At 72.6% G+C, this 22,881-nt stretch carries 23 protein-coding genes; 8 read left to right on the top strand and 15 right to left on the bottom strand.

Annotated features, from left to right (window positions below; genetic code table 11):
• Positions 1-27 precede the first annotated feature (27 nt).
• From BJ981_RS13930 to BJ981_RS13920, 3 genes are all read left to right on the top strand, one after another.
• Complete coding sequence (locus tag BJ981_RS13930) at positions 28-1,335, top strand: L,D-transpeptidase (RefSeq protein WP_239139583.1); 1,308 nt, start codon at positions 28-30, stop codon at positions 1,333-1,335.
• 120 nt (positions 1,336-1,455) lie between these two features.
• Complete coding sequence (locus BJ981_RS13925; RefSeq protein WP_184611486.1) at positions 1,456-1,887, top strand: NfeD family protein; 432 nt, start codon at positions 1,456-1,458, stop codon at positions 1,885-1,887.
• A 3-nt stretch (positions 1,888-1,890) separates the two neighbouring features.
• Positions 1,891-2,979, top strand: a complete 1,089-nt coding sequence (locus BJ981_RS13920; RefSeq protein ID WP_184611484.1) for an SPFH domain-containing protein — start codon at positions 1,891-1,893, stop codon at positions 2,977-2,979.
• A gap of 52 nt (positions 2,980-3,031) precedes the next feature.
• Here the strand turns inward: BJ981_RS13920 and soxR are convergent, their stop codons facing one another.
• Positions 3,032-3,529, bottom strand: a complete 498-nt coding sequence (gene soxR / locus BJ981_RS13915; RefSeq protein ID WP_239139582.1) for a redox-sensitive transcriptional activator SoxR — start codon at positions 3,527-3,529, stop codon at positions 3,032-3,034.
• 55 nt (positions 3,530-3,584) lie between these two features.
• On the opposite strand from soxR, the gene BJ981_RS13910 reads away from it, so the two are divergent.
• On the top strand, positions 3,585-5,090 hold the full coding sequence (locus BJ981_RS13910) for an MFS transporter (RefSeq protein WP_184611479.1): 1,506 nt from the start codon (positions 3,585-3,587) through the stop codon (positions 5,088-5,090).
• A 15-nt stretch (positions 5,091-5,105) separates the two neighbouring features.
• Here BJ981_RS13910 and BJ981_RS39170 read toward each other — a convergent pair whose 3' ends face one another.
• The 5 genes from BJ981_RS39170 to BJ981_RS13885 all read right to left on the bottom strand — a co-directional run bounded on the left by BJ981_RS39170 (position 5,106) and on the right by BJ981_RS13885 (position 11,006).
• Positions 5,106-7,040 (bottom strand): GTPase, encoded by a 1,935-nt coding sequence (locus BJ981_RS39170; protein ID WP_275422327.1) that lies wholly within the window; start codon positions 7,038-7,040, stop codon positions 5,106-5,108.
• A 23-nt stretch (positions 7,041-7,063) separates the two neighbouring features.
• Positions 7,064-8,821, bottom strand: coding sequence for a GTPase family protein (locus tag BJ981_RS13900; RefSeq protein WP_184611475.1), 1,758 nt, complete (start codon positions 8,819-8,821; stop codon positions 7,064-7,066).
• Positions 8,822-8,982: 161 nt separating this feature from the next.
• On the bottom strand, positions 8,983-9,276 hold the full coding sequence (locus tag BJ981_RS13895; RefSeq protein WP_184611473.1) for a hypothetical protein: 294 nt from the start codon (positions 9,274-9,276) through the stop codon (positions 8,983-8,985).
• A gap of 442 nt (positions 9,277-9,718) precedes the next feature.
• Entirely contained in the window at positions 9,719-10,114 is a 396-nt protein-coding gene (locus BJ981_RS13890) for a hypothetical protein (RefSeq protein WP_184611471.1), read from the bottom strand.
• Positions 10,115-10,421: 307 nt separating this feature from the next.
• Complete coding sequence (locus BJ981_RS13885; RefSeq protein ID WP_184611469.1) at positions 10,422-11,006, bottom strand: TetR/AcrR family transcriptional regulator; 585 nt, start codon at positions 11,004-11,006, stop codon at positions 10,422-10,424.
• A 223-nt stretch (positions 11,007-11,229) separates the two neighbouring features.
• Between BJ981_RS13885 and BJ981_RS13880 the strand changes: the two genes are divergently transcribed.
• From BJ981_RS13880 to BJ981_RS13870, 3 genes are all read left to right on the top strand, one after another.
• A complete protein-coding gene (locus BJ981_RS13880) occupies positions 11,230-12,141 on the top strand; it encodes a zinc-binding dehydrogenase (protein WP_184611467.1) in 912 nt (303 codons plus the stop codon).
• A 114-nt stretch (positions 12,142-12,255) separates the two neighbouring features.
• Positions 12,256-12,492: a hypothetical protein gene (locus BJ981_RS13875; RefSeq protein ID WP_184611465.1), complete on the top strand. Its 237-nt coding sequence runs from the start codon at positions 12,256-12,258 to the stop codon at positions 12,490-12,492.
• Entirely contained in the window at positions 12,492-12,902 is a 411-nt protein-coding gene (locus tag BJ981_RS13870) for a type II toxin-antitoxin system VapC family toxin (protein ID WP_184611462.1), read from the top strand. Before BJ981_RS13875 ends, BJ981_RS13870 begins: the two co-directional genes overlap by 1 nt.
• A 60-nt stretch (positions 12,903-12,962) precedes the next feature.
• Here the strand turns inward: BJ981_RS13870 and BJ981_RS13865 are convergent, their stop codons facing one another.
• From BJ981_RS13865 to BJ981_RS13840, 6 genes are all read right to left on the bottom strand, one after another.
• The gene (locus tag BJ981_RS13865) at positions 12,963-14,564 is read right to left on the bottom strand and encodes a HAMP domain-containing sensor histidine kinase (RefSeq protein ID WP_239139581.1); all 1,602 of its coding nucleotides are present in this window, start codon (positions 14,562-14,564) and stop codon (positions 12,963-12,965) included.
• 148 nt (positions 14,565-14,712) lie between these two features.
• Positions 14,713-15,444 (bottom strand): response regulator transcription factor, encoded by a 732-nt coding sequence (locus tag BJ981_RS13860; RefSeq protein WP_184611460.1) that lies wholly within the window; start codon positions 15,442-15,444, stop codon positions 14,713-14,715.
• Entirely contained in the window at positions 15,444-16,058 is a 615-nt protein-coding gene (locus tag BJ981_RS13855; protein WP_204070564.1) for a hypothetical protein, read from the bottom strand. The genes BJ981_RS13860 and BJ981_RS13855 overlap by 1 nt, the downstream gene beginning before the upstream one ends.
• Before the next feature lie 27 nt (positions 16,059-16,085).
• Positions 16,086-17,357, bottom strand: a complete 1,272-nt coding sequence (locus BJ981_RS13850) for an ABC transporter permease (RefSeq protein ID WP_184611458.1) — start codon at positions 17,355-17,357, stop codon at positions 16,086-16,088.
• Positions 17,357-18,088 carry an ABC transporter ATP-binding protein gene (locus BJ981_RS13845; RefSeq protein WP_184611456.1) on the bottom strand — a complete coding sequence of 244 codons (732 nt, stop codon included), beginning with the start codon at positions 18,086-18,088 and terminating at the stop codon, positions 17,357-17,359. Before BJ981_RS13845 ends, BJ981_RS13850 begins: the two co-directional genes overlap by 1 nt.
• The gene (locus tag BJ981_RS13840) at positions 18,085-19,236 is read right to left on the bottom strand and encodes an efflux RND transporter periplasmic adaptor subunit (protein WP_184611454.1); all 1,152 of its coding nucleotides are present in this window, start codon (positions 19,234-19,236) and stop codon (positions 18,085-18,087) included. Before BJ981_RS13840 ends, BJ981_RS13845 begins: the two co-directional genes overlap by 4 nt.
• 210 nt (positions 19,237-19,446) lie before the next feature.
• Here BJ981_RS13840 and BJ981_RS13835 point away from each other — a divergent pair, with 210 nt between their 5' ends.
• Positions 19,447-21,186: an efflux RND transporter periplasmic adaptor subunit gene (locus tag BJ981_RS13835; RefSeq protein ID WP_184611452.1), complete on the top strand. Its 1,740-nt coding sequence runs from the start codon at positions 19,447-19,449 to the stop codon at positions 21,184-21,186.
• Between the two features lie 22 nt (positions 21,187-21,208).
• Here the strand turns inward: BJ981_RS13835 and BJ981_RS13830 are convergent, their stop codons facing one another.
• The 3 genes from BJ981_RS13830 to BJ981_RS13820 form a co-directional block, all read right to left on the bottom strand.
• The gene (locus BJ981_RS13830) at positions 21,209-21,577 is read right to left on the bottom strand and encodes a winged helix-turn-helix domain-containing protein (protein WP_184611450.1); all 369 of its coding nucleotides are present in this window, start codon (positions 21,575-21,577) and stop codon (positions 21,209-21,211) included.
• Positions 21,577-22,074, bottom strand: coding sequence for a hypothetical protein (locus BJ981_RS13825; protein WP_184611448.1), 498 nt, complete (start codon positions 22,072-22,074; stop codon positions 21,577-21,579). Before BJ981_RS13825 ends, BJ981_RS13830 begins: the two co-directional genes overlap by 1 nt.
• Positions 22,075-22,359: 285 nt before the next feature.
• A complete protein-coding gene (locus BJ981_RS13820) occupies positions 22,360-22,881 on the bottom strand; it encodes a hypothetical protein (protein ID WP_184611446.1) in 522 nt (173 codons plus the stop codon).

The raw sequence follows: 22,881 nt of genomic DNA, 5'->3' as shown, positions 1-22,881 counted from the left end.
GGACGGACACGCAGAGGTACTCTAGGCGTGTTCCTGATCATCGATGGGGTGGAGGGCGGGACGATGCGGCACCCCCTGGTCGTGTCTCTGATCCTTCTCATGTTCGCCGCCGGCGGCTCGCAGGCGATCACCGAGGCGAGGCGTGTCCCGCCTCCCTCGGTGGCCATCGCCGTCGCGCCGGCCCCGGGCTCGGTGCGCGCGCGCCCCGATCGCCACGTGCGCGTCACGGCCGCCAAGGGCACCCTGACCAGCGTGCGCGTCTCCGTCGGCGGCGTGCGCGTGCCCGGCCGCTTCGACCGCGCGCGGCGCGCCTGGCGATCGTCCTGGACCCTGGTGCCGGGCGCCTCGTACGTGGTGTCCGCCGCGGCGAGCCCGGTCCGGCCGGGCGACCGGCCGGCCGCGCTCGTGGCGACCTTCCACACCCGCCCGGCGCCACGGGCCTTCGGCGTTCAGGAGGCCGTCCCCAGCCCTGGTGAGACGGTCGGCGTCGGCATGCCGATCATCCTGACCTTCACGACCCCCGTGCGGCACCGCGCCGCCGTCGAACGCGCCCTCGAAGTGCGGGCGAGCCGAACCCCCCACTATTCCTCCCCCGGCTTGGACGACGACGTACCCGGCTTGCGGCCGGACGCCGACGGCGACGTGCCCGGCGCGACGGCACCGGCCGGTCGGCGTGTGGAAGGGGCGTGGCGGTGGCTCGGCGAGAGCCAGGTCGTCTACCGACCACGCGCCCTGTGGCCGGCGCGGCGGCGTGTGACCCTCACGGCACACCTCGCCGGCGTCCACGCGGCCCCGCGCACGTACGGCACGGCCGACCACACCCTGCGCTTCTCCATCGGACGGCGGCAGACCAGCGTGGTGAACACCCGCACCCACCAGATGCGCGTCCTGCGGGACGGCCGGCTCGTGCAGCGCATGGCCATCAGCGCGGGCAAGGGCTCGACCCGCGAGTACACCACGACCAGCGGCGTCCATCTCACCATGGACAAGGGCGATCCGGTCCGCATGGTGTCCCCCGGCAGACACAAGGGCCAGCCCGGGTACTACGACCGCATGATCGACCACGCCGTCCGCATCTCCAACAGCGGGGAGTACGTCCACGCCCTCGGCAACGTGTGGGCGCAGGGCCGGATCAACGTCAGCCACGGCTGCGTCAACGCCCGGCCGGACCAGGCGAAATGGTTCTTCGACCACTCCCTGCGCGGCGACCCCGTAACCGTCACCGGCACCGACAGACCCCTCGAATGGTGGAACGGCTGGGGCTTCTGGCAACTCCCTTGGCCCCAATGGCGCCAAGGCAGCGCCCTGCACCCCCCATCCCCGCGGGCAGGTTGAAGGGGCGCGGGGTGGGTGGATTGCAGGCGGGTGTGTTGGTGGGGGGGAAATGGGGTTAACGTGGCATTCTCGGAACCACTGACGGTCGAAACGCGTTCCTCATGTAGGAGGGCCGACGCGATGGACTCGTGGATCTTCTGGTTGATACTCGCGGCGGTGCTCGGCGTAGCGGAGATCTTCACGCTCACCGCGGCACTGGGGTTGCTCGGCGCCGCCGCGCTGCTGACGGCCGCCGTCGCGGCGATCGGCCTGCCGATGGGGGTCCAGCTGGCCGCGTTCATCCTCGCGTCCGTGTCGAGCCTCGTCCTCCTGCGGCCCGTCGCCCGGCGCCACCTCACGCAGCCGCCTGCCCAGCGGTTCGGGGTGTCGGCCCTGGTCGGCAAGCCCGCGTACGTCACGCACGAGGTCACGGCGAGGAACGGCCGGGTGCGCATCGGCGGGGAGGAATGGTCCGCCCGCGCCTACGACGAGTCGCTGGTGATCCCGGCGGGCGCGACGGTCGACGTCATAGAAATCGAAGGGGCCACCGCCCTCGTATATCCACGGGAGTAGAGCATGGACGCCGCCTTGATCGCCGGAATCGTGATCGTCCTCTTCGCGGTGTTCACGGTCCTCCGTGGCGTGCGTATCGTCCCGCAGGCGCGGGCCGGTAACGTCGAGCGCCTCGGCCGGTACTACCGGACGCTCGGCCCCGGGCTGAACTTCGTGATCCCGTACGTGGACCGGGTGCGCCCGCTGATCGACCTGCGCGAACAGGTCGTCTCGTTCAAGCCGCAGCCCGTGATCACCGAGGACAACCTGGTCGTCGACATCGACACCGTCCTGTACTTCCAGGTCACCGACCCGCGCGCCGCCGCGTACGAGATCGCCAACTTCATCCAGGGCGTCGAGCAGCTCACGGTCACGACGCTGCGGAACGTGGTCGGCGGCATGGACCTGGAGAAGACCCTGACCTCCCGGGACACCATCAACAGCCAGTTGCGCGGCGTGCTGGACGAGGCCACCGGCAAGTGGGGCATCCGGGTGAACCGCGTCGAGATCAAGGCCATCGACCCTCCGAAGACCATCAAGGAGGCGATGGAGAAGCAGATGCGCGCCGAGCGGGACAAGCGCGCCGCGATCCTCACCGCGGAGGGCCTGCGCCAGTCGCAGATCCTCACGGCCGAGGGCGAGAAGCAGAGCGCGATCCTGCGCGCCGAGGGTGAGCGCACGTCGGCGATCCTCAAGGCCGAGGGCCAGTCCCAGGCCATCGACGAGGTCTTCCAGGCCGTCCACCGCAACGACCCCGACCCCAAGCTGCTCGCCTACCAGTACCTCCAGGTCCTTCCGCAGCTCGCGCAGGGCCAGGGCAACACCTTCTGGGTGATCCCGAGCGAGGTGACCTCCGCGCTCCAGGGCGTGTCCAAGGCGTTCACCGAGGCGCTGCCGAAGTCGCCGGCGACCCGCGAGGTCCCGGACACCAGGTCCGCCGCCAAGACGGCGGCGACCGAGGCGGAGGAGGCCGCCAAGGCCGCCATCGCCGACGCCGAGGACACCGGCCCGCGCTCGCTCACCACGGGCACGCCGACCCTGAACCCCGTCCCCGACCTGGACGTCTCCGAGCCCGCGCCCGCCGAGAAGGACACGACCCGCAAGGAGCCGTGACGCCCGCGCCCGCCTCGTCCTGACCCAGGCGGCCCGGTCCCGGGCGCGAGGGTCAGGCCGGTGGTGGCGGGTCGAAGCCGGTCTGGTCGGCGAGCGGCTTGGTGTAGAGGCGCCGGGGGCCGGTGCCGGTGTCGCCGAGCGCGTCGTCGGGGTTGCGCAGGACGCACCTGTCGATGGAGAGGCAGCCGCACCCGATGCAGTCCGACAGCGTGTCGCGCAGGCGGACGAGCTGATCGATGCGGGTGTCGAGTTCGGCGCGCCACCGCTCGGAGAGCAGGGCCCAGTCCTGACGGGTGGGCGTCCGCCCGTCGGGCAGCGTCGCGAGCGCCTCGGCCACCATGCGCAGCGGAATGCCCACCCGCTGCGCCACGCGGATGAACGACACCCTGCGCAGCGTGTCCCTCGGGTACCTGCGCTGGTTGCCGGGGGTCCTGCGACTGCGGATCAGCCCCTTCTCCTCGTAGAAGTGCAGGGCGGTCACCGCGACGCCCGACCGGGCGGCGAGCTGTCCCACCGTGAGTTCTTTGGCGTCGAACGGCGGCTTCGTCACAGTCGCCAGGCTACGACTTGACCTCGTCCATAGTCGAGGTTTCAGGATGGCCCGCATGACGACGACGCAAGAGGCTCCCCCGGCGCCGGCCGGACGCCGCGAATGGATCGGGTTCGGCGTGCTCTTCCTGCCCGCGGTGCTCGCCTCCCTGGAACTGACCGTGACGCACCTGGCCCTGCCCGCCATCGGCAGAGACCTGTCCGCGTCCAGCGCGCAACTGCTGTGGATCGTGGACGTCTACGCGTTCCTCCTGGCCGGCGCACTGATCCCATTGGGCGCGCTGGGCGACAGGATCGGCAAGCGCAGGCTGCTGCTGGGCGGCGCCGCCGCGTTCGGCGTGGCCTCGGCGCTCGCCGCCTACGCGCCGAGCCCCGGCGTGCTGATCGTCACCCGCGGCCTGATGGGCGTCGCGGGCTCGACGCTGATGCCGTCGGTCTTCGCCCTGACCGCCACGTTGTTCCGCGACCCCCGGCAGCGCACCACGGCCATCGGACTGGTGATCGCGAGCGTCGCCGGGGGCACCGCGATCGGCCCGCTGGTGGGCGGCTGGCTGCTGGAGCACTTCTGGTGGGGTTCGGTCTTCCTGCTGGGCGTGCCGGTGATGGCCCTGCTGCTCGTACTCGGCCCGCTCCTGCTGCCGGAGACACGGCCGGAGAAGGGCCCGGGGACCGGGGGACGGCTGGACGTCGCGGGCGCCGTCCTCCTCCTGGCGGCGGTGCTGCCGGCCGTCTACGGGCTCAAGCAGATCGCCTCCGGCCGGCCGGACCCGGTCTCGGTGACCGCCATCGTCGCGGGCGTGGTCTTCGCCGTGGCGTTCGTGCGCCGGCAGCGCACCGCGGCCGACCCTCTGGTGGACCTGCGCCTGTTCGCGAGCCGGGCGTTCAGCACCGCGGCGGGCACGCTCGCGCTCGGCATCTTCGTCCTGTGGGGCGCGAACTACGCCATCGCGCAGTACCTCCAGCTCGTGAGCGGGCTGGATCCGCTGGAGGCGGGGCTGTGGACGGCGCCCTCGGCGGGGGGCGTCATCGCCGGGTCGATCGTGGCCACCCGGATCGCCCACCGGGTGGGCCGCGGTGTCGTCATCGGCGCGGGGCTGGCGCTGGCGTCTCTCGGCTTCGTGCTGCTCACCCAGGTCCCTCCGACCGGCGGCCTGGCCGTGCTCGTGACCGGGTCCGTGGTCGTCTCGGCCGGGCTGGGGCCGATGATGGCCCTGGCCACGGACGTGATCGTCGCCGCGGCCCCGCCCGGACGGGTCGGCGTGGCGTCGGCGATCTCCTCGACGGCGCCGCAGCTCGGCGGAGCCCTGGGCGTCGCGATCCTGGGCAGCCTGATCACGGTGGTGTACCGGGCGCGCATGGCGGGCGGCGGACCGGCGGCGGCCCGCGACACCCTCGGCGGCGCCGTGACGGCCGCCGCGCGGCTCCCCGCCCCGGAGTCGTCCGGGCTGCTCGGCACGGCCCGGGAGGCGTTCACCGCCGGCTTCCACCTGAGCGCGGGCGTCAGCGCCGCCTGCATGGCCCTCCTGGCGCTCATGGTCGTGCTTCTCCTGCGGCGCCTGTGAGCCGGGGACGGCCGGTCAGGAGCGGGCGGCGGTGAGGCGGGCGGCGAAGTCGCGGGTGCGGGCCAGTTCGGCGCGCATCGGGTCGAGGACGAGCTCGCGGCCGACGGTGTCCACGCTCGACCACAGCGCCTTGCGGGCCTTGCGGGCGCGACGGCGTCCGCCGATGGACGCGAGGAGGCGGCAGAGCAGGGCGATCAGGACGCCCAGCGCCGCGCCGCCCGCCGCGAGCACGGTGGGCCAGGGGACGACGCCGAGCGTGGGGGTCGGCACCTCGGGGAGCCGCATGTAGTCGACGAGGAACAGCGCGGACAGCCAGAGCAGCCCGGCGACCATCACGGCGAAGACGAGCCACTGCAGCACGCCGACGGCCCGCCACCAGTGTGGCCGCCGTCCCGCGCCGACGGACGTGACCGACACGGCCTGGTCGAGCCGGTCGGCCAGCTCGTCCGCCCGCGACCGGGACGCCCGCCGTACGGCCAGCGCCCACGGCTCGGGCAGCCCGGTCGCCGCCTCGGCCGCCGCCTCCCGGATCGCCATGTCCATCTGCGACCGCTGGATCGCCGTCGCGGGCGGAATCGAGGTACGGCCGATGACGGGCACCGTGGACGCGCGGCGGACGGCCGGGGTCGTAGGCCCGGCGGGGCCACGTGCGGGGCCCTGGGGAGGCGCGCCCGCGGCGGCGGGCGTACCACCGGCCGCGCCGCTCGGCGGAACGGCGGGCGTACCACTCGGCCGGATGGCGGGCGTGCCGCTCCGTGGAGCGGCGGGCGTGCCCTCGCCGCTTCGCGCGACGGCGGCCGTGCCGTCCGCCGTGCCGCTCCGGGCGGTGGCGCTGATCAGGGCGTGGCCGGACGGTGGCACGCCGACGCGCAGGCGGCGGAGCGGGTCGGGGCGGAACCGGCGCAGCCACCGCGTGACCGGCCACCCGGTGGCCGCGATCGAACGGTGCCGGTGGGCCTTGGCGACCGCCGCCACGACCAGCGGCACCCCGGCCGCCTCGGCCAGCGCCGCCGTCAGCGGCCCGGCCAGCTCCCCGTCGACCGCCCGCTCGGCCGCTTCGGCGCGTCCGCCCAGGTCCGTGACGGCCTGCTCGGCCACCGGATGCGCCCGCCCGTCGCCGTCCCTCGACGGATCGGCGCAGGCGGCCACGGCGAGCGTGTCGGCGGCCGTCACCGCGTCCGCGCCGAGCCGGGCGGCCCACGCGCGCCGGTCCGCCACCCGCCGCGCCAGTGCCGAGCGCAGCTCCTCGACGCCGTCGTGCCGCGGCACCGACGTGGCCAGCACCGGGACGCCGCGCAGCCCGTCCTCGTCGAGGAGCCTGCGCAGGTCGTTGAGGCAGCGGCCCGCCGACGAGGGCGTCAGGCGGTCCACCTGGTTGAGGACGATCATCATGACGTCCCGGTGCCGGCTGAGCGGCCGCAGGTACCGCTCGTGGACGGCGGCGTCGGCGTACTTCTGCGGGTCCAGCACCCACACCAGCAGGTCGACGACGTCGACGAGCCGGTCCACCTCCAGGCGGTGGGCGAGCTCGATGGAGTCGTGGTCGGGCAGGTCGAGCAGGATCAGCCCGGCGAGCGAGTCCCGGCGGTCGGACGGCACGCCGTCCACGGTGGAGCCGTCGTCGACGCCGTGGCGGCGCGGGATCTCCAGCCAGTCCAGCAGCGGCCCGGCGCCCTCGGCGCCCCACATCGCCGCCTGAGCCGCCGACGTCGTCGGCCGCGTGACCCCCACACCGGCGAGCGACGTACCGGACAGCGCGTTGAACAGGGACGACTTGCCGCTGCCCGTCGCGCCGGCGAGGGCGACGACCGTGTGGTCCACCGACAGGCGCCGGCGCGCCCCGGCACGCGCGACGACGACCCGGGCGTCCTCGACCGCGCCGGTGTCCAGGCGGCCCTCGGCGAGGTCGGCGGCCTCGGCCAGCGCGGCGAGCCGTTCGTCCAGCGACACACCTTTTGTCCTGCGGAGTACTTTCATCGCGACCGGTCCGCCTGTCCCACGGCGCCGGGCGCCTCGACCTCGTCGCGGTGGTCGCGCACGGCCTGGGCCGCCCTGCGGAGCGCGGGGGCGACGTCCTCGGGCGGGCCCGCGCCTTCGAGCAGGGAGGTGAACCGGGCGGCGTCCTCGTCCAGCACGGCGCGCACCCGGCCGCGCAGGTCGTCGCGTGCCGCCTGGGTGAGCGTGCGCACCGCCTGGTCGCCGAAGACCGCCTCCAGCAGCTTCTGGCTGAGGACGCTGGTCCCTCCGGCGATGCCCAGCTCGATGCCGGTGAGCCCGCCGGTGGAGGCGAAGACCATCAGCATCAGCAGCAGCCCCGCCCCGTTGACGCTGAACGAGGCGAGCCGGGCGGTCGTCCGCCTCTCGGCCCCCTCCTCGGCGACCAGGTCGAGCACGTACCCCTGCCAGGCCCGTACGGCCGCGGCGGCGCGCTCCGGCAGGGCGGACGAGGCGCGGGCGAGCCGACCCGCGGAGACCACGCCGGCCCGTTCGAGCACGTCGTGCCCGGCGGGCGTGCCGGACCACGCCTCCAGCGCGCGCTCGGCCGCGGTGTCGGCGGCGGAGCGGATCAGCGCCTCCACCCCGGTCTCCAGGGCGACGCGGAGCCGCGTGTCGGGGGCGGGCCGCCCGGTGAACGCGGAGACGACGCGTTCGCGCAGCCAGCCGATCCGCGACTCCAGCGAACGCATGAAGTCGCCGGTGCCGATGAAGTCCTGCCAGCGGGCCAGCACCTCGCCGCGCAGCAGCGACCCGTCGCGGATCCCGTCGTCGAACGTCGCCATGGCCGCCCCGTACGCGCTGCCGACCATGCGATGCAGGTCGGCGAGCCCGGCGCGCTGCCGCTCTGCCGCGTCGGCGAGGGCCGGGACGCGGATGGAGATGCTGTCGAGCGCGCCCGCGAGCGTACGGCGCACGACCCGGGCGCGGGCGTGGGCGTCGGCGGCGATGCCGGCCAGCCAGTCCCGCACGTCCCGGACGGCCGGCTCGGGCAGGCGGGCGTTCTCCTCGGGGAGTGCCACCTCGGGGACGCTGAACAGCGGCGTGCCGGACAGGCCGTTCTCGCCGAGCAGCCGGGTCAGGTGCGCGAAGACCGGTTCCAGCGCCTCGGGCGGCACGCGGTCCAGGACGACCGCCAGGGCGGTGCTGCGCTCGCGAGCGCTGCGCAGGAAGCCCCACGGCACCTCGTCGGCGTACCGGGCGGCGGTGGTGACGAACAGCCACAGGTCGGCGGCGGCGAGCAGTTGCGCGGCGATCTCGCGGTTGGCCGTGACGACCGAGTCGATGTCCGGCGCGTCGAGCAGGGCGAGCCCCGGCGGGAGCGTCTCGGCGGTGACCACCCGCAGCGTTCCCGGCTCGCCCCGGCCGCGGCCCGTGGTCCTGGCGAGGCCGGGCAGCACGTTCTGCCTGCCGAACCAGGGCTCGTCGGCGGGGTTGGCGACGAGCGTGGGAGCCAGGGTGGTCGGGCGCAGCACGCCGGGCTCGGTGACGTCGGCGCAGGCCAGCGAGTTGACCAGCGTCGACTTGCCCGCGCCCGTGGAGCCGCCGACGACGGCGAGCAGGGGCGCGTCCATCGCGGCGACGCGCGGGAGCAGGTAGTCGTCGAGCTGGCCCCTGAGCTCCTTCAGCGCACGGCGATGCGAGGCGACGTCCCCGATCTCCAGGGGGAAGAGGTCGTGATCGAGCAGGCGTCGCAGGTTCTCCAAGGCCGCGAGCAGGCCGTCGTTCCCTGCCATACGACCGGTCATGCCCCAGGAAGCGCCACCTATCCACCACCTGTGGAAAACCCTAGGTCACCGGGCCCGCGCCGTCCGTGTCCGGTGCCGTACACCGGCCGACACATACGCCGGGCCGGCGGCGCAACCGGATCAAGCCTCCCGGCCCATGCCGGTCCGGGTCAGGCCCCCGTGGTCGGGGAGGCCGTGCCGCCGGGCACGCGGGGCGGCATGGTGGGCAGCAGCGGGCGGCACTTCTTCAGCGCCTTGGCGATGGCCGGGTCCTCCGTCTTCAGGCCCCGCATGCCGCCGTTCTCGGGAAGCTCGGCCCCGTTGTCCTTCATGCACGTGCGGAACGCCTGGAGCGCCGAGGCGTCCATGCCCCCGCCCGGCCGTCGCCCCTGGCCGAACCCGCCCGGCATGAGCGAGCGGCACGCCTCCAGTGCCTGGCGCGTCTGCGGGGACTGGGAGGGCATGGTGCCGAAGTCCCTCGGCCCCCCGCTCGGCGGAACGGACGGGGAACCGCTGGGCCGAGCCGTCGGCCGTCCTCCCGGACGACCGGACGGAACCTCCACACCGTGTTGCCTCATGCACGCGACGAACGCCGCACGCCCGTCTCCGGACCCAGTGGGCGAAGGATGGGCTCCGGTCGTGGCCTGCGACTCCCCACCACCGCAGCCGGAGGTCAGCAGAGTGGCGGCTACGGCGGCGGTGCCGACGACACGGCGCAACGCGGTCACAGGTGGACTCCGTCGGGAAACCGAGGGACTTTGGCTCCCCCATCACAGCCCCCCAACCTCAAAAATCCATGAGCCGAACCTGAAACCAACCTGTCAACCGCCACCGCCGCCCACGCCGGGCGGTGCGGACGGCGGCGCTTCGCACGGCGATCGTCCACGTGCCTCACCGGTCAGCGGATCAGGTGTGGCGGGGCATGTAGTCCTCGAAGACCCACCCCAAGGTGGGGTGGATGAAGCAGGCCATGACGTGCGCCCCGCCGCCCATGGGACAGTGACTGTCCAGCCAGCCGGCGCCCCAGCACAACAGCAGGCACCGCTCACAGCGCCGCCACCCCGACTGCTTGGCGAAACCGGAGATCGTGCCGCCCACGTTGCTTTCGATGCGGTACGCGCGCGCGGAAGGCGTGTGCCCGTTCCCGTTGTTGGGGCAAACGCCCCGCCCCGAGCCGGCGAAGTACACGGCCTTACAGGTCTGGCACCACTTCAGCAACAGCCGGCCGAAGGTGTCGGTGGACTGATCGTCCGGCAGCCAGAACGTCCAGCTCCCGTTGGTGTAGTGGTTGTGGTCCCACAAGTGACTGACCGGACAGTGCCCGTTGTTCCCGCCCGCGACGAACCACATGTTCTGACACCGGCTACACCACCGAAACGCGTCACTCACCCCCGCCCGCGCCGGCGCAGGCACGGCCACATCCCCCAGAACGCCCCCGGCCACCACGGCGGCACCCCCCAGCAGCGCCCGCCCCATAAAACCGCGCCGACCTAATCCTCGTTCGGCGTCCTCCATGGCACTCTCCCGCCCGCGAAACGATGCGTCGTCCTCGACGCACCCCCATCACAGCCGGTCACGCGCCCCCGCGGCCTCCTGGAAAACCACGAGATCATGCCGGCGCGCGGAGGATCGCGCCGACGAGGGCGCGGAGGGAGGAGGACAGGCGGGCGGGGCCGCCGTTGGCGGTGAGGGTTCTGACGAGGTCGGCGTCGAACATGCTCAGCAGGGTGTGCGCGTAGAAGTCGGCGTCGGTGTCCGGGCGGGCCTCGTGGAGCAGGGACGTGATGTGGCGGTGCCAGCGTAGGTAGGTGGGGTCGGAGAGCTTGGCGGGGGCGCAGGCGCGTTCGTGGGCCGTCAGGACGGCGATGTTGCGGGTGGCCAGGTCGGTCAGGGCGTCCAGGAAGGCGGGGAGTCGCTCGCCGGGTGGGGCACCGGGGCCCAGAGGTGGGGGGCCGGACACGATGGCCTCGCTGAGCACGGTCGCGCGTTCTTCGAGGAGCGCGCGCATGAGGCCGGTGCGGCTGCCGAAGCGGCGGAACACCGTGCCCTTGCCCACCCCGGCCGCGGCGGCGACCTTGTCCAGCGAAACATAGTCGGACCCGTGCTCGGCGACCAGCGCCTCGGCCGCCTCCAGGATCGCCCGCCGGTTCCGCACGGCGTCGGCGCGCTCCGGACGCTCCTGCGTTTCGCTCACGACGCCTCCTGTCACCGATCACCGGTCTCCTCTTGAAGAGGCGGACCGCTGGTCCGTATATTATCGACCAGAGCTAACCGGACTGTTGGTCCGGTTCATCGAACCCGGACACGGCATCCGTCCCCGAGGCGGGCCGGCTGACCTCGTGGATGCCGACTGACCTCGTGGGCGGCGCGGCGACCGTCGTCCGCGCCACCGCACACCTGTACCGAGGGGGAACCCGATGAGCGTTCGCGCTGTGATCACCGATCCCGAAGCGCCCGGCGGAATGAGGATGGGCGAGGTCCCCGACCCGCGCCCCCGGCCGGATCAGGCCGTGATCGAGATGCGCCACGCGTCCGTCAACCATGGGGACCTGCGGACCGAGGTGCGTCCTCCCGGCACCGTGCTCGGCGTCGACGGCTCCGGCGTGGTGGTCCGGGCGGCGGCCGACGGCAGCGGCCCGGCCGTGGGAACGCGCGTGGCGGCCTTCGTGGTGGGCGCCTGGGCGCGGCGGGTGGCCGTGCCGACGGGCGACCTGGCCGAGGTGCCCGCGTCGGTGGACCTGGCCGACGCCGCCGCCGTCCCCGCGGCCGGGCTCACCGCGCTGCGGACGCTGCGCGCCGGCCGGCTGCTCCCGGGCAAGCGCGTCCTGATCACCGGAGCGTCCGGCGGCGTCGGACGGATGGCCGTCCAACTCGCGGCACTCGGCGGGGCGCACGTGATCGCCTCCGTCGGCTCGGAGGCACGCGGCGCGGGCCTGCGCGAACTCGGCGCCGACGAGGTGGTGACCGGCCTGGACGGCATCGGCGAGCCCGTCGACCTGGTCCTGGAGAACGTCGGCGGCCCCCACCTGGTCACCGCGTGGCACCTCCTCGCCCCAGGCGGCGATCTGCAGAGCATCGGCTGGGCCTCCGGCGAACCCGCCGTCCTCCCCCCGTACGCGACGTTCTCCCTGGGCCCGGCGAAGACCCTGAGCTCCTTCGGCGACATCACCGCCTCCGCCACCGACCTGACCACCCTCCTCACCCTGCTCGCCCAGGGCGAACTCCGCCCGGAGGTGAGCCTGCGCGTCTCCTGGCACCAGGTGACCGAAGCCACCCAGGCCCTCTCCGCTCGCCGCATAACCGGCAAGGCCGTCCTCGACGTGGATTGACGAGTGGAGGCGCGATCAAGTGCGGCGCACCTTGGCCGCGACATGTTTCGCGAGGATGCGGCCTGACGAGCCGATACCGATAGGTGATCTTCGTTGCGACGTAGACTGGCATGTATGAGCGCGGCACCGGAAGAGTACGAAGACCTGCATCGCTTGGTCGATCGCTTGACGCCCAACCAGGCCAGAGCGCTGCGCGCCGTCGCTCTTGAGCTCGTTGAGAACGAAGCCGCGACCGTGGTCCAGCCACATGGCCGACGACGTCGCCTCTCCTTCGCCGGCATCGTCTCCGACGAAGCCGATAGCGCCCAACGCTCGGAAGAGATTCTGGCCGACCGATTCCGAGGCCGTTAGTGCTGGTCTGTGATACTGGTCCGCTGTATGCGGCGATGAACCGTAAGGACCAGGATCATGATCGCTGCTTGAATCTCCTCGAAAGCCACGAAGGGCCTCTGATCCTCCCTGGCCCGGTTCTCGCGGAAGTGTGCTGGATCCTGGAGTCACGCGTGGGCCCAGCCGCAGAAGCTGAATTTCTCCAGTCCATCGTGGCCGGCGAGTTGATCTTAGAGGCCCTGTCCGTTGCCGACGTCACAAGGATGAGGTCCTTGGTGACCACCTATGCGAATTTTCCCCTGGGCGCAGTGGATGCCTCCGTGATCGCGATCGCGGAACGGCTCGGTGTCCAGGAGATCGCCACCTTGGACCACCGCCACTTCGGCGCTGTGAGGAATGTCCACGGCGGATTCTTCGAGCTACTGCCCTGATCGATACGTTACCGGGCCATCTTTTACAGTCTCCGACGCGCCGGTATCGCGTGTCCTGGGTCAGGAATCCGGTGCGGCGGGGAGTTCGAGGTGGAATGTGGTGCCGCGGCCTGGGGTGGAGGTGGCGGTGATGGTGCCGTTGTGGGCCTTTGTTAGGGCGGCGGCTATGGAGAGGCCGAGGCCGGTGCCGCCGGTGGGGTCGGTGCGAGTGCGGGCCGGGTCGGCGCGGTAGAAGCGTTCGAAGACGCGGTCGGCGTCCTCGGGGCGCAGGCCGGGGCCCTCGTCGGTGACCTCGATGACGACTCGGGGGCCGGAGTCGCCGGCGTTGGTGATGAGGTGGTCCGTGCCTGGGGCAGGGTCGTCCGCGCAGGGGGCGGGGGCGTCTGCGCGGGGGGTCAGGTTGCCGATGGCGACGCGGAACGGGGTTCCCGGTGGGGTGTGGCGGAGGGCGTTGGCGATGAGGTTGGTGATTATCTGGTGGAGGCGGGGCTCGTCGCCGAGCACTGTGACGGGGGCGTCGGCGTTGTCGAGGCGGATCAGGTCGATCTCGCGGTCGGGGGCGAGGGTGCGGGCGTCGAGGACGGCTCCGGCGACGAGGCTGAGCATGTCCACGGGCCGGCGTTCCAGGGGGCGGTGCTGGTCCAGGCGGGCGAGTAGGAGCAGGTCGTCCACGAGCAGGCCCATGCGCGCGGCCTCCGCCTCGATGCGGGAGAGCAGCCGGGCGGCCTCGGCGAGGTCCGGGGTCTCGTGGCGGTAGAGCTCGGCGAAGCCTCTGATCGAGGTCAGCGGGGTGCGCAGTTCGTGGGAGGCGTCGGCGATGAAGCGGCGCATGCGCTCCTCCGAGCGGCGGGCCTCGGCGGCCGACTCGCGGGCGGCGATGGCCGATTCCCGGGCCGCGGCGGCGGACTCGCGGGCGGCGGACTCGGACGCCTCGCGGGCGCGGAAGGCGGACTCGATCTGGGCCAGCATGCCGTTGATCGCGCGCCCCAGCCGTCCCACCTCGGTACGGCGATGGCGCAGGGGGACGCGGCGCGACAGGTCGCCGCGCGCGATGGCGCCCGCCGTGCGCTCGATCTCGCCGAGGGGCCGCAGGCTGCGCCGTACCAGCCAGTGGCAGGCGAATCCGAGCAGGACGAGGACGCCGCCGCCGACGGTGGCGACGATGACGGCGAGGCGGGTGACGGTGGCGTCGATGTCGGCCATGCGGATGGCGACCACGCGGACGTGGGCGCCGTCGCCGTCCTCCACGGCGATCGCCCGCCAGCTCGTCCCGGAGCCGGACACGACGGTGAAGGGGTGGGGCGCGCTCTTCCCCACCTGGCTCGGGGTGAGGGCGGGGAGGCTGGGCGGGTCGGTGCCGGGGCTCTCCTGGAGGATGCGCTCCACCGCGCCGTCCCGGCCGAGCAGGGCGACGTAGTACAGGCCGTACTGCCGGCGCGCGCCGTCCGCGGGCGGCGGAGGGGGAGGTTCGCGGCGGATGACGGCGGCGAGCATCAGTTGCCGGTCGACGCGGTCCACGAGGTACCCGCGCAGGAGCTGGACGGCGAACCCGCCGGTGAGCGTCACGGCGAGCGTGACCAGCAACAGCGTCCCGGCGACCAGCCGCAGCCACAACGGGGTGCGCGCGACGCGGCGCCGCAGTTCGCGCGCAGGGGCGCGCACCCATCGGACGACGGCCGCCCCGGACGGCGTGCCCGTCGCGGCGCCGCGGTCCGGCGACGGAGCGGCGGAGCCGGCCTCTGGCGAGGTGGGCTCCGGCGTCGTGGTGGAGGGAGGTGGGCCGGTGTTCTCCTGGTGGGGGGTGGGGAGGTCAGGGGCGTGGTGCTCGCAGGACGTAGCCCACCCCCCGGAGTGTGTGGATGAGGCGGGGTTCGACGGTGTCGATCTTGCGGCGGAGGTAGGAGACGTAGGACTCCACGACGTTGCGGTCGCCGCCGAAGTCGTAGTGCCAGACGTGGTCGAGGATCTGCGCCTTCGACAGCACGCGGCCGGAGTTGACCATGAAGTAGTGCAGCAGCTTGTACTCGGTCGGCGACAGCTTGACCCGCTCGCCGGCCCGCCACACCTGGTGCCCTTCCTCGTCGAGCTCCAGGTCGGCCACCTGGAGGCGGGAGGGCAGTTCGAGGTCGGCCCGGGTGCGGCGCAGCACCGCGCGGATCCTGGCGAGCACCTCGTCGAGGCTGAACGGCTTGGTCACGTAGTCGTCCCCGACGCCGAGGCCGGTCAGCTTACTCTCCGGCTCGTCCTTGGCGGTCAGGAAGAGGACGGGAACCCGCCGACCGGCCGTGCGCAGGCGCCCCGCGACCGCGAAGCCGTCCATGTCGGGGAGCATCACGTCGAGGACGACCAGGTCGGGGCGCACGCGCTCGGCGATCTGCACGGCCTCGCGCCCGTCGGACGCCGTCAGCACGTCGAACCCGGCGTAGCGCAGGGTGGCGGACAGCAGCTCGCGGATGTTCGGCTCGTCGTCGACGATCAGCAGCCTGGCCTCGCCGCCGCCCGGCGCCGGCCGTCCGCGCGGCCTGGTCTCGCGCGCGGGCATCAGCCGCCGCCCCTGGCGCCGAACCCGCCGCCGTTGACGGAGGTCGCGCTGACCGAGCCGTCCTCGCCCTGGGTGCCCTGGACGACGACGGTGCTGCCCGGCTTGAGGTCCTTGAGCTTGCCCGCCTTGCTGACCTGCACCTTCGTGCCGTCCGTGGTGGTGACGACGACGAGGCCGCCGCCGGCGGTCTGCACGTAGAGCTTGCCGCCGTCGACGAGCTTCACCGTGCCGACGGTGAACCCGCCGCCCTGCCCTTGGCCGCCCGGCTGCCCGGGCACGCCGCCTTGGCCCGCCTGCCCCGTCTGCCCGGCCTGGCCGCCGAACCCGCTCCGCGTGCCGCCGTTCGTCCCCCGCTGGCCGGCCACGGCGCCGAAGGACGTGCCGCCGCGTTCGCCGCCCGACCCCCACGCCTTGTGCGCCTGGATGCCGAGCAGCATGCCGAGCACGAGGATCACCCCGGCGGCCAGCGCCAGCGTCAGCCGGGACGTCCGGCGCGCCTCGGGCCGGGCCGCGAGCACGGCGTCGAGGTCGCCGTCGAACGGGGAGGTCTCCAGCGGGTCGGCGGGCGCCTCGGCGGGGTACGGCCCGCGTCTGTGCGTGCCCATGTCGCTCATGTCACTCCTTGGTGCGGTAGCCGTACGTCACTCGTGCCGGAGCGCTTCGATGGGCCGCAGCTTGGCCGCGCGGTTGGCGGGGTAGCTGCCGAAGAACAGGCCGATCGCGACCGACACGCCGAGCGCGAGCGCGATCGAGGCGGGCACGATGACCGGCTGGACGCCGGCGATCGTGAACCTGCTGCCCGCGAACCCGATCGCGACGCCGAGCAGGCCGCCGACGAGGCTGAGCATCGTGGCCTCGGCGAGGAACTGGCCGAGGATGGCCCCGCGCGGCGCGCCGATGGCCTTGCGGATGCCGATCTCGCGGGTCCGCTCGGTGACGGTGACCAGCATGATGTTGGTGATGCCGATGCCGCCCACGAGCAGGCTGATCGCGGCGACGGCGCCGAGCAGCACGGTGAAGGTGCCGATCGTCTGGCTGACCGTCTCCTGCAGCTGCGCCTGGTTGAGGATGCGGTAGTCGGCGGTGGAGGTCGCGGTGATGCCGTGCCGCTGGTTGAGAATCTCCGTGACCTCGGACTGCGCCGTGTCGACGGCCTCGGCGCTCTTGGCCTGGACGATGATCTGCCCGAGCGGCCCGAAGCCGGTGAGGCTCTGCTGGACGGCGGGCAGCGGCGCGATCGCCACGTCGTCGGCGTCCTGGAACCCGGACGACCCGGCCGCCTTGAGCACGCCGACCACGGTGAACGGCACGCCCGCGACCGTGATCCGCTTGCCGATCGGGTCCACGCCGCCGAACAGGTCGTCCACGACGGTCTGCCCGAGCACCACGATCTTGCGGGCGGCGGTCACGTCGTCGTTGTAGAAGTAGGAGCCCTTGGCGATCGGCTTGTTGGACGCCTCGAAGTAGCTCGGGTAGGTGCCGACGAGCTGGGCGATCGAGTGGCTCGCCCCCGCGTACGCGGCGGCCTGCGACGACGCGGTGACCACCGGGGACACGCTCTTCACCGAGGGCGCGGCGGTGGCGTCCGCCAGGGCGCGGGCGTCGTCGAGGCTCAGTTCCTTGGCCTGCGTGCGCGGGCCCGTGCCGCCCTGCCGCTGACCGCCGGGCGTGCCGCCCCCGAACCCGCCGCCGCCCCGGGCGCCGCCGCCCGCGAACGACTGCATCACGGTCAGCGTGTTGGACCCGAGCCGCTGGATGTTCTGCTGGATGGACTGCGAGGTGCCCTCGCCGACCGCGACCAGCAGGATCACCGCCGCGACCCCGATGAGGATGCCGAGCGTGGTGAGCGCGCTGCGCATCTTGTTCGCCGTCAGCCCGCGCACCGCGAACCGCAGGACCTCCAGGGCGCCCATCAGGGGGCCACCCGCGCGAACCGGGGCGGGGGGCCGTCCACCGGCGCCTGGCGGCGGTCGTCGACGACGCGCCCGTCGATGAGCCTGATGACGCGTTTGGCGTGCGCGGCCACGTCGTTCTCGTGGGTGATCAGCACGATCGTCCGTCCAGAGGAGCTGAGCCGGTCGAGGATGCGCAGCACGTCCTCGGTGGAGGTGGTGTCCAGGTTGCCCGTCGGCTCGTCGGCCAGGAGCAGGGACGGCGCGGTGACGAGCGCGCGGGCGACGGCGACGCGCTGCTGCTGGCCGCCGGACAGCGCGTTCGGCTCGTGGTGCAGCCGGTCGCCGAGCCCCACCTGGTCGAGCGCGGCCAGCGCCCTCTTGCGGCGGGCGGACGCGCCGACGCCGCCGTAGGCGAGGGGCAGCTCCACGTTGGCCAGGGCGCTCATGCGCGGGATCAGGTTGAACGACTGGAACACGAAGCCGATCTTCCGGTTGCGCAGGACGGCGAGCTGCCGGTCGCCGAGCACCCCCACGTCCGTGCCGTCCACCAGGTACGTGCCGCTGGTGGGCACGTCGAGGCAGCCGAGGATGTTCATCAGCGTCGACTTGCCGGAGCCGGACGCGCCCATGATGGCCACGTAGTCGCCGCGCTCGACGACCAGGGAGACGCCGCGCAGGGCGTGGACCTGGGCGTCCCCGGATCCGTAGATCTTGCTGACCTGGCGGACCTCCAGGACGGGCGCGGTCATCGCCCGCCTCCGCCGCCGACGCGGATGCCGCCGCCGGTGAGCCCTCCGCCGGGGAAGCCCCCGCCCGGGAAGCCGCCCTGCAGGCCGCCGCTCGTGCCGCCCGTCGAGCGCACCACCTGGTCTCCCTCGGACAGCCCCGAGGTGATCTCGCTCGTGGTGTCGCCCTTGACGCCGACCTCGACGCGCTTGGCGACCTGACGGCCGTTCTCCAGCACGGTCACCGTGTTCTGGCCTCCGGCGGTCCTGATCGCCGAGGTGGGCACGGTGAGCACGTCGTCGGCCTTGGCGACGACGACCTGGACGGACGCGGTCTGGCCGAGGCGCACGGTGGCGGGCACGTCGCTCAGCGAGATCGTGGCGGCGTACTGGACGACGTTGTCGGTGGTCTGGGCGACGGGGTCGATCCGCGTGACCTTGCCGCTCGCGGTGACTCCCGGCAGCGCGTCGAACGTCACGGTGGCGGGCTGGCCGATCTTCAGCTTGGTGACGTCGGCCTCGGTGAAGTTGCCGACGAGCTGGAGGCGGCCGGCGTCGGCCAGCTCGATGAAGCCGCTCCCGGAGGAGCCTCCCGACGATCCGCCCGAGGACCCGCCCGCGCCGCCGGAGCCGGACGACCCACTGGACCCGGAGGAGCCGCTTCCGGAGGACGAGCCGCCGACCGTGCCGTTCACCGCCGTGACCGTCCCGCCGAACGGCGCCTTGATCACCGTGGCGTTCACCGCGCGCCGGGCCTCGCGGTAGGAGTTCCTGGCCTGGATGTACTGGGAGTAGCCGGACGCCGTGGTCGTGTCGCCGTCCTCGGCCGCGTCCAGGCTCGCCTGCGCCGCGTCGAGCGCGTCCCTGGCCGCCGTGTCGTCGATCCTCGCGAGGATCTGCCCCTTGGTCACCTTGTCGCCGGCCTCGACGTAGATCTTCTCGACGGTGCCGCTCGTGCCGAAGTCCAGCGAGCGGGTCCGTGCGCTCGCCACCGAGCCTGAGGCCGACACCGCCGACAGGACGGTCCCGCGTGCGACGCGCGTGGTCTGCGGGGTGGCCTCGGCGGCCGGGCCCTGGTTCAGCGAGGCGTAGGCGACACCGGCACCTCCCAGCAGCACCACGGCGAGGGCGCCGTTCACGATCAGCGCTCTGCGCTTCGTCGACAGCTTCACGACGCCGAGCCTGGTGCACGCCGCTTGGGCGAACCTCCGGCATACCTGAACGTTTCCTGGCAACGTCGCGATATGTAGGCGATCGACGTGCAAAGCATCCTATGGTGCGAAGAAACCGCAGCTCACCGCGTCCCTATCGCCGGGTTTTCCACAGGAAACCTGGAGGTCCGGCTGAGCTGGGCATGACGTCGGACCGCCAGGATGACCCGCATGAGATCGAGCACTCCTCCCACCGTGGTCCGCGTCGGCGGCCTCGCCCTCGCGGCCGTGGTCCTCCTGGCCGGCGCCGGGCTGGTGTACGCGGGAGGCGGCGACGACACGGCCCCCGCAAGGATCCAGCTCGCGTCCGCCAAACGCGGCACGGTGGTCAGCGCGGTCTCGGCGGCGGGCAACACCGTGGACACCCACATTCGCGACCTGGCCTTCGGCGCGTCCGGCACGGTCGAGAAGGTGTACGTCCAGCCCGGCGACAAGGTCAGGAAGGGCCAGGTCCTCGCCCGGATCGACGACACGCTCGCCCAGGAGGACCTCACCGCGGCCCGCGCGTCCCTGGCCGCCGCCGAGGAAACCCTCGACGCCATAGAGAACGGCACCCTGACCACAGGTGGCACGGCCGGCAGCGCCGCAGGAGCGGGCGGCTCCGGTGGCTCGGGAGGTGCGGGAGGTTCTGGCGGCGCGGGCGGATCTGGCGGTCACGGCGGTTCCGGCGGCTCGGGCGGTTCCGGTGGCTCCGGCACACCGACCGGGCAGGGACAGCCGTCATCAGGACCGACCTCCACCTGCCCTCCCTCGGCGCCAACCCCCTCCCCCACTCCCACCCTCCGGCACGACGACGGCGGGAACCACGGTTACACCGTCACACCACACCCGGTCGTTCCGGCCGCGTACAGCGCAACGAAGACGTCGCCGGACACCGAGAACCACACCCCCGACGGCCGTACGCGCCCGTCTCGGGCTCCCAAGCCCACCGCTGAGCCGACACCCACCCCGAAGCCGACGACCAGGCCCACTGTCGTACCGGTCGATCCGACCAGGCCGACCGTTGAACCGATCAAGCCGACCGCGACGCCCACGAGGAAGCCCGCGGGTGGCTGCACGGCTCCGAACGGCGACGGCCAACCCCCGAACGGGCAGCAGACGTCCCCACCCCAAGGCACCTCAGGCCAGAACGGCCAGAACGGCCAAGGAGGACAGATGCCCCAGACCGGAGGACGCGGCGGCGCCAGCGGAGGCCAAGGCGGCCAATCCGGGGCAGGTGGCCGGTCCGGCCAGGGAGCGCAGGGCGGCCGGCAGATCACCACGGTCGCCCAAGCCGAGGCGAACGTCCGCAAGGCCCGGACCACGCTGACGGCGGCCGAACATGCCCTCGCCGGCGTCACGATCAAGGCCCCGGCGGCGGGCACGATCCTCACCGTCTCCGGTACGACCGGCGCGAACGCCACCGCGGGAACGAGCTTCCTCACCCTGGGCGACCTCGACGAGCTCCAGGTCAAGGCCATGTTCTCCCAGACCGACGTCGGCCGCCTGAAAATCGGCCAGCCCGCGTCCGTCACCCTGGCCACCCGTTCCGGCAGCACCTACACCGGCGAGGTCACCCGCATCGACCCCACCGCGACCACCAACGGACGCCTGGTCCAGTACGGCGTCACGGTCGCCTTCGACCACCCGCCGAAGGGCCTGCTGGTCGGCCAGACGGCGACCGTCCAGGTGACGACCGCCAAGGCCGACGACACCGTCTACATCCCCGCCCAGGCCATCCGCCCCGGCGGCGACGGCACCACGACCGTGACCGTCCGCGACGGCGACCACACCACCACCCGCCAGGTCGAACCAGGCATCCGCGGCGACCAATACGTGGAGATCCGCTCGGGCCTGAAGGACGGCGACCGCATAGAACTCCCCGCCCCCGACTCGGCCGGCTTCCCCACCGACCCCTTCCCCACCCCCTGACCGGTACGGGAGAGAGGCGTTCTCAGCCTGCCGGCGCGGCGTCCGGGCCGTCCTCGGGTCTGGACGAGGAAACGCTCTCGACGGCGGGTCGCTCCTCGAACGGGCGGGCGAGCGCGACGATCCGCTCCAGTGCCGCCGCGTGCCGCACGAACGCCTCCCGCCCTTGCGGGGTGAGCCGCACGTACGTACGCCGAGCCCGCTTGTCCTGATTTTTGCGGACGACGACGTATCCGGCGCCCGCCAGCGCCGAAACCTGCTTGGACAGGGCCGAGTCGCTGGTGCCGATCGAGTCGCGCAGGAAGGCGAAGTCCACCCAGTCGGCCGGCGCCAGCACCGCCACGATCGACAGTCGCGCCGGTACGTGCAAGAACTCGTCGAACCCCGGATCCATCAGCCCCGCCCACCGCCCTGCCGGACGAGTGATCTCATCACCGACCGGTTGATGGGCGTGGCCGCGACGTACGCGACGGCCGCAAGGACGGCGCCGGCCATGGCCTGGGACATCAGGCCGTGAGCGGGCGCGTGGAAGAGCGCGAAGGCGAGGACCCGCCCGACGACGAAGACCACGAAGACGCCGATCAGCACCATGCCGTGGTACAGCATCTCCTGCATGGTGGGCTGCCTCTGGACCGCGGCCCGGTACTCGTACACGATGCCCACCCCGATGTACAGGAAGAACCCGAGCGCGAAGCAGATGAGCCGCCAGGGCGTCTCCAGGTCGATCGAGGCGAAGCCGAGGAAGAGCCCGAGCGCGACAACGATCACGCGAGGCATGGCGAAGGCACGACGAACGATCTCGTTCCTGGTCGTGTCCTGGAACCGGCGGATGTCGTCGAGCGAGGACTGAGCGTCGTGTGGGTTCAAGAAGTCCACCCCCGTGGTCGGCATGACTACTTTCCTACAAGGAAAGTAGCATCTACTTTCCCAATGGGAAAGTCGTCGCGCGACTCTCGCCCAGGACGGGCGGGCCACGGAATCGGCGGACTCGCCCCGGCCACGCCACCCAGGGCGCGCCCACATGGTCCGGGCGCCTTCAAAAGCGAGTGATCAGATCAGGGCCCGCCCTCGACCACGGGCGGGCCCTGTCACTCACGCCGCCGCCATCCATCCCCGCGACGGGCCGTCTTCGCTATCGCGGAGATGGGCGACGTCGAGGTGCCGGCGTGGCCTCGATCATTCAGGCCGGAGATCTTCGGGCAGGAAGTGCGCGGCGGCGGCTTGGGCACGCCTGACACGGTCCTCATCCTCGTCGACCAGAGTCAGCACCTCATAGGCATAGCCGGCCGCGCCTACAGAACGTCCGGAGAACATCTCGGAATATAGGAGCCAGATCCCGCTTTTTGCCGCGTCGATACATTCACTGATCAGGTCTCTTCCCTCGGCTTCCGCCTTGATCGACTGCCCTTCTCCGGCGACCAGATGGAGTAGTGCCTCCAGGAAGCCCTCCCGAGCGTCCGGGGAAATGTCATCGGCGAGCGCCGCCAATACGACGGACACCGCGGGAACGGAAGGCTCGAACAGCACCGACGGGATGTACGCGTGGCCGTCAAGAGTTTCGACGACGTCGAATCCGTGTTCGCCGCCTCCCTGGGCCAGTCGCAGCAGATCTGTCGCTACGTGCGCAGCGGACCGATCACAGCCGCACTGCATTCCATCCCAGCGGTGCCGCTCGATCTCAAGCTTCACGAGGTTCAC

The sequence above is a fragment of the Sphaerisporangium krabiense genome (assembly GCF_014200435.1).
Lineage (GTDB): Bacteria > Actinomycetota > Actinomycetes > Streptosporangiales > Streptosporangiaceae > Sphaerisporangium > Sphaerisporangium krabiense.
This window is presented reverse-complemented; position numbering and strand designations above follow the sequence as displayed.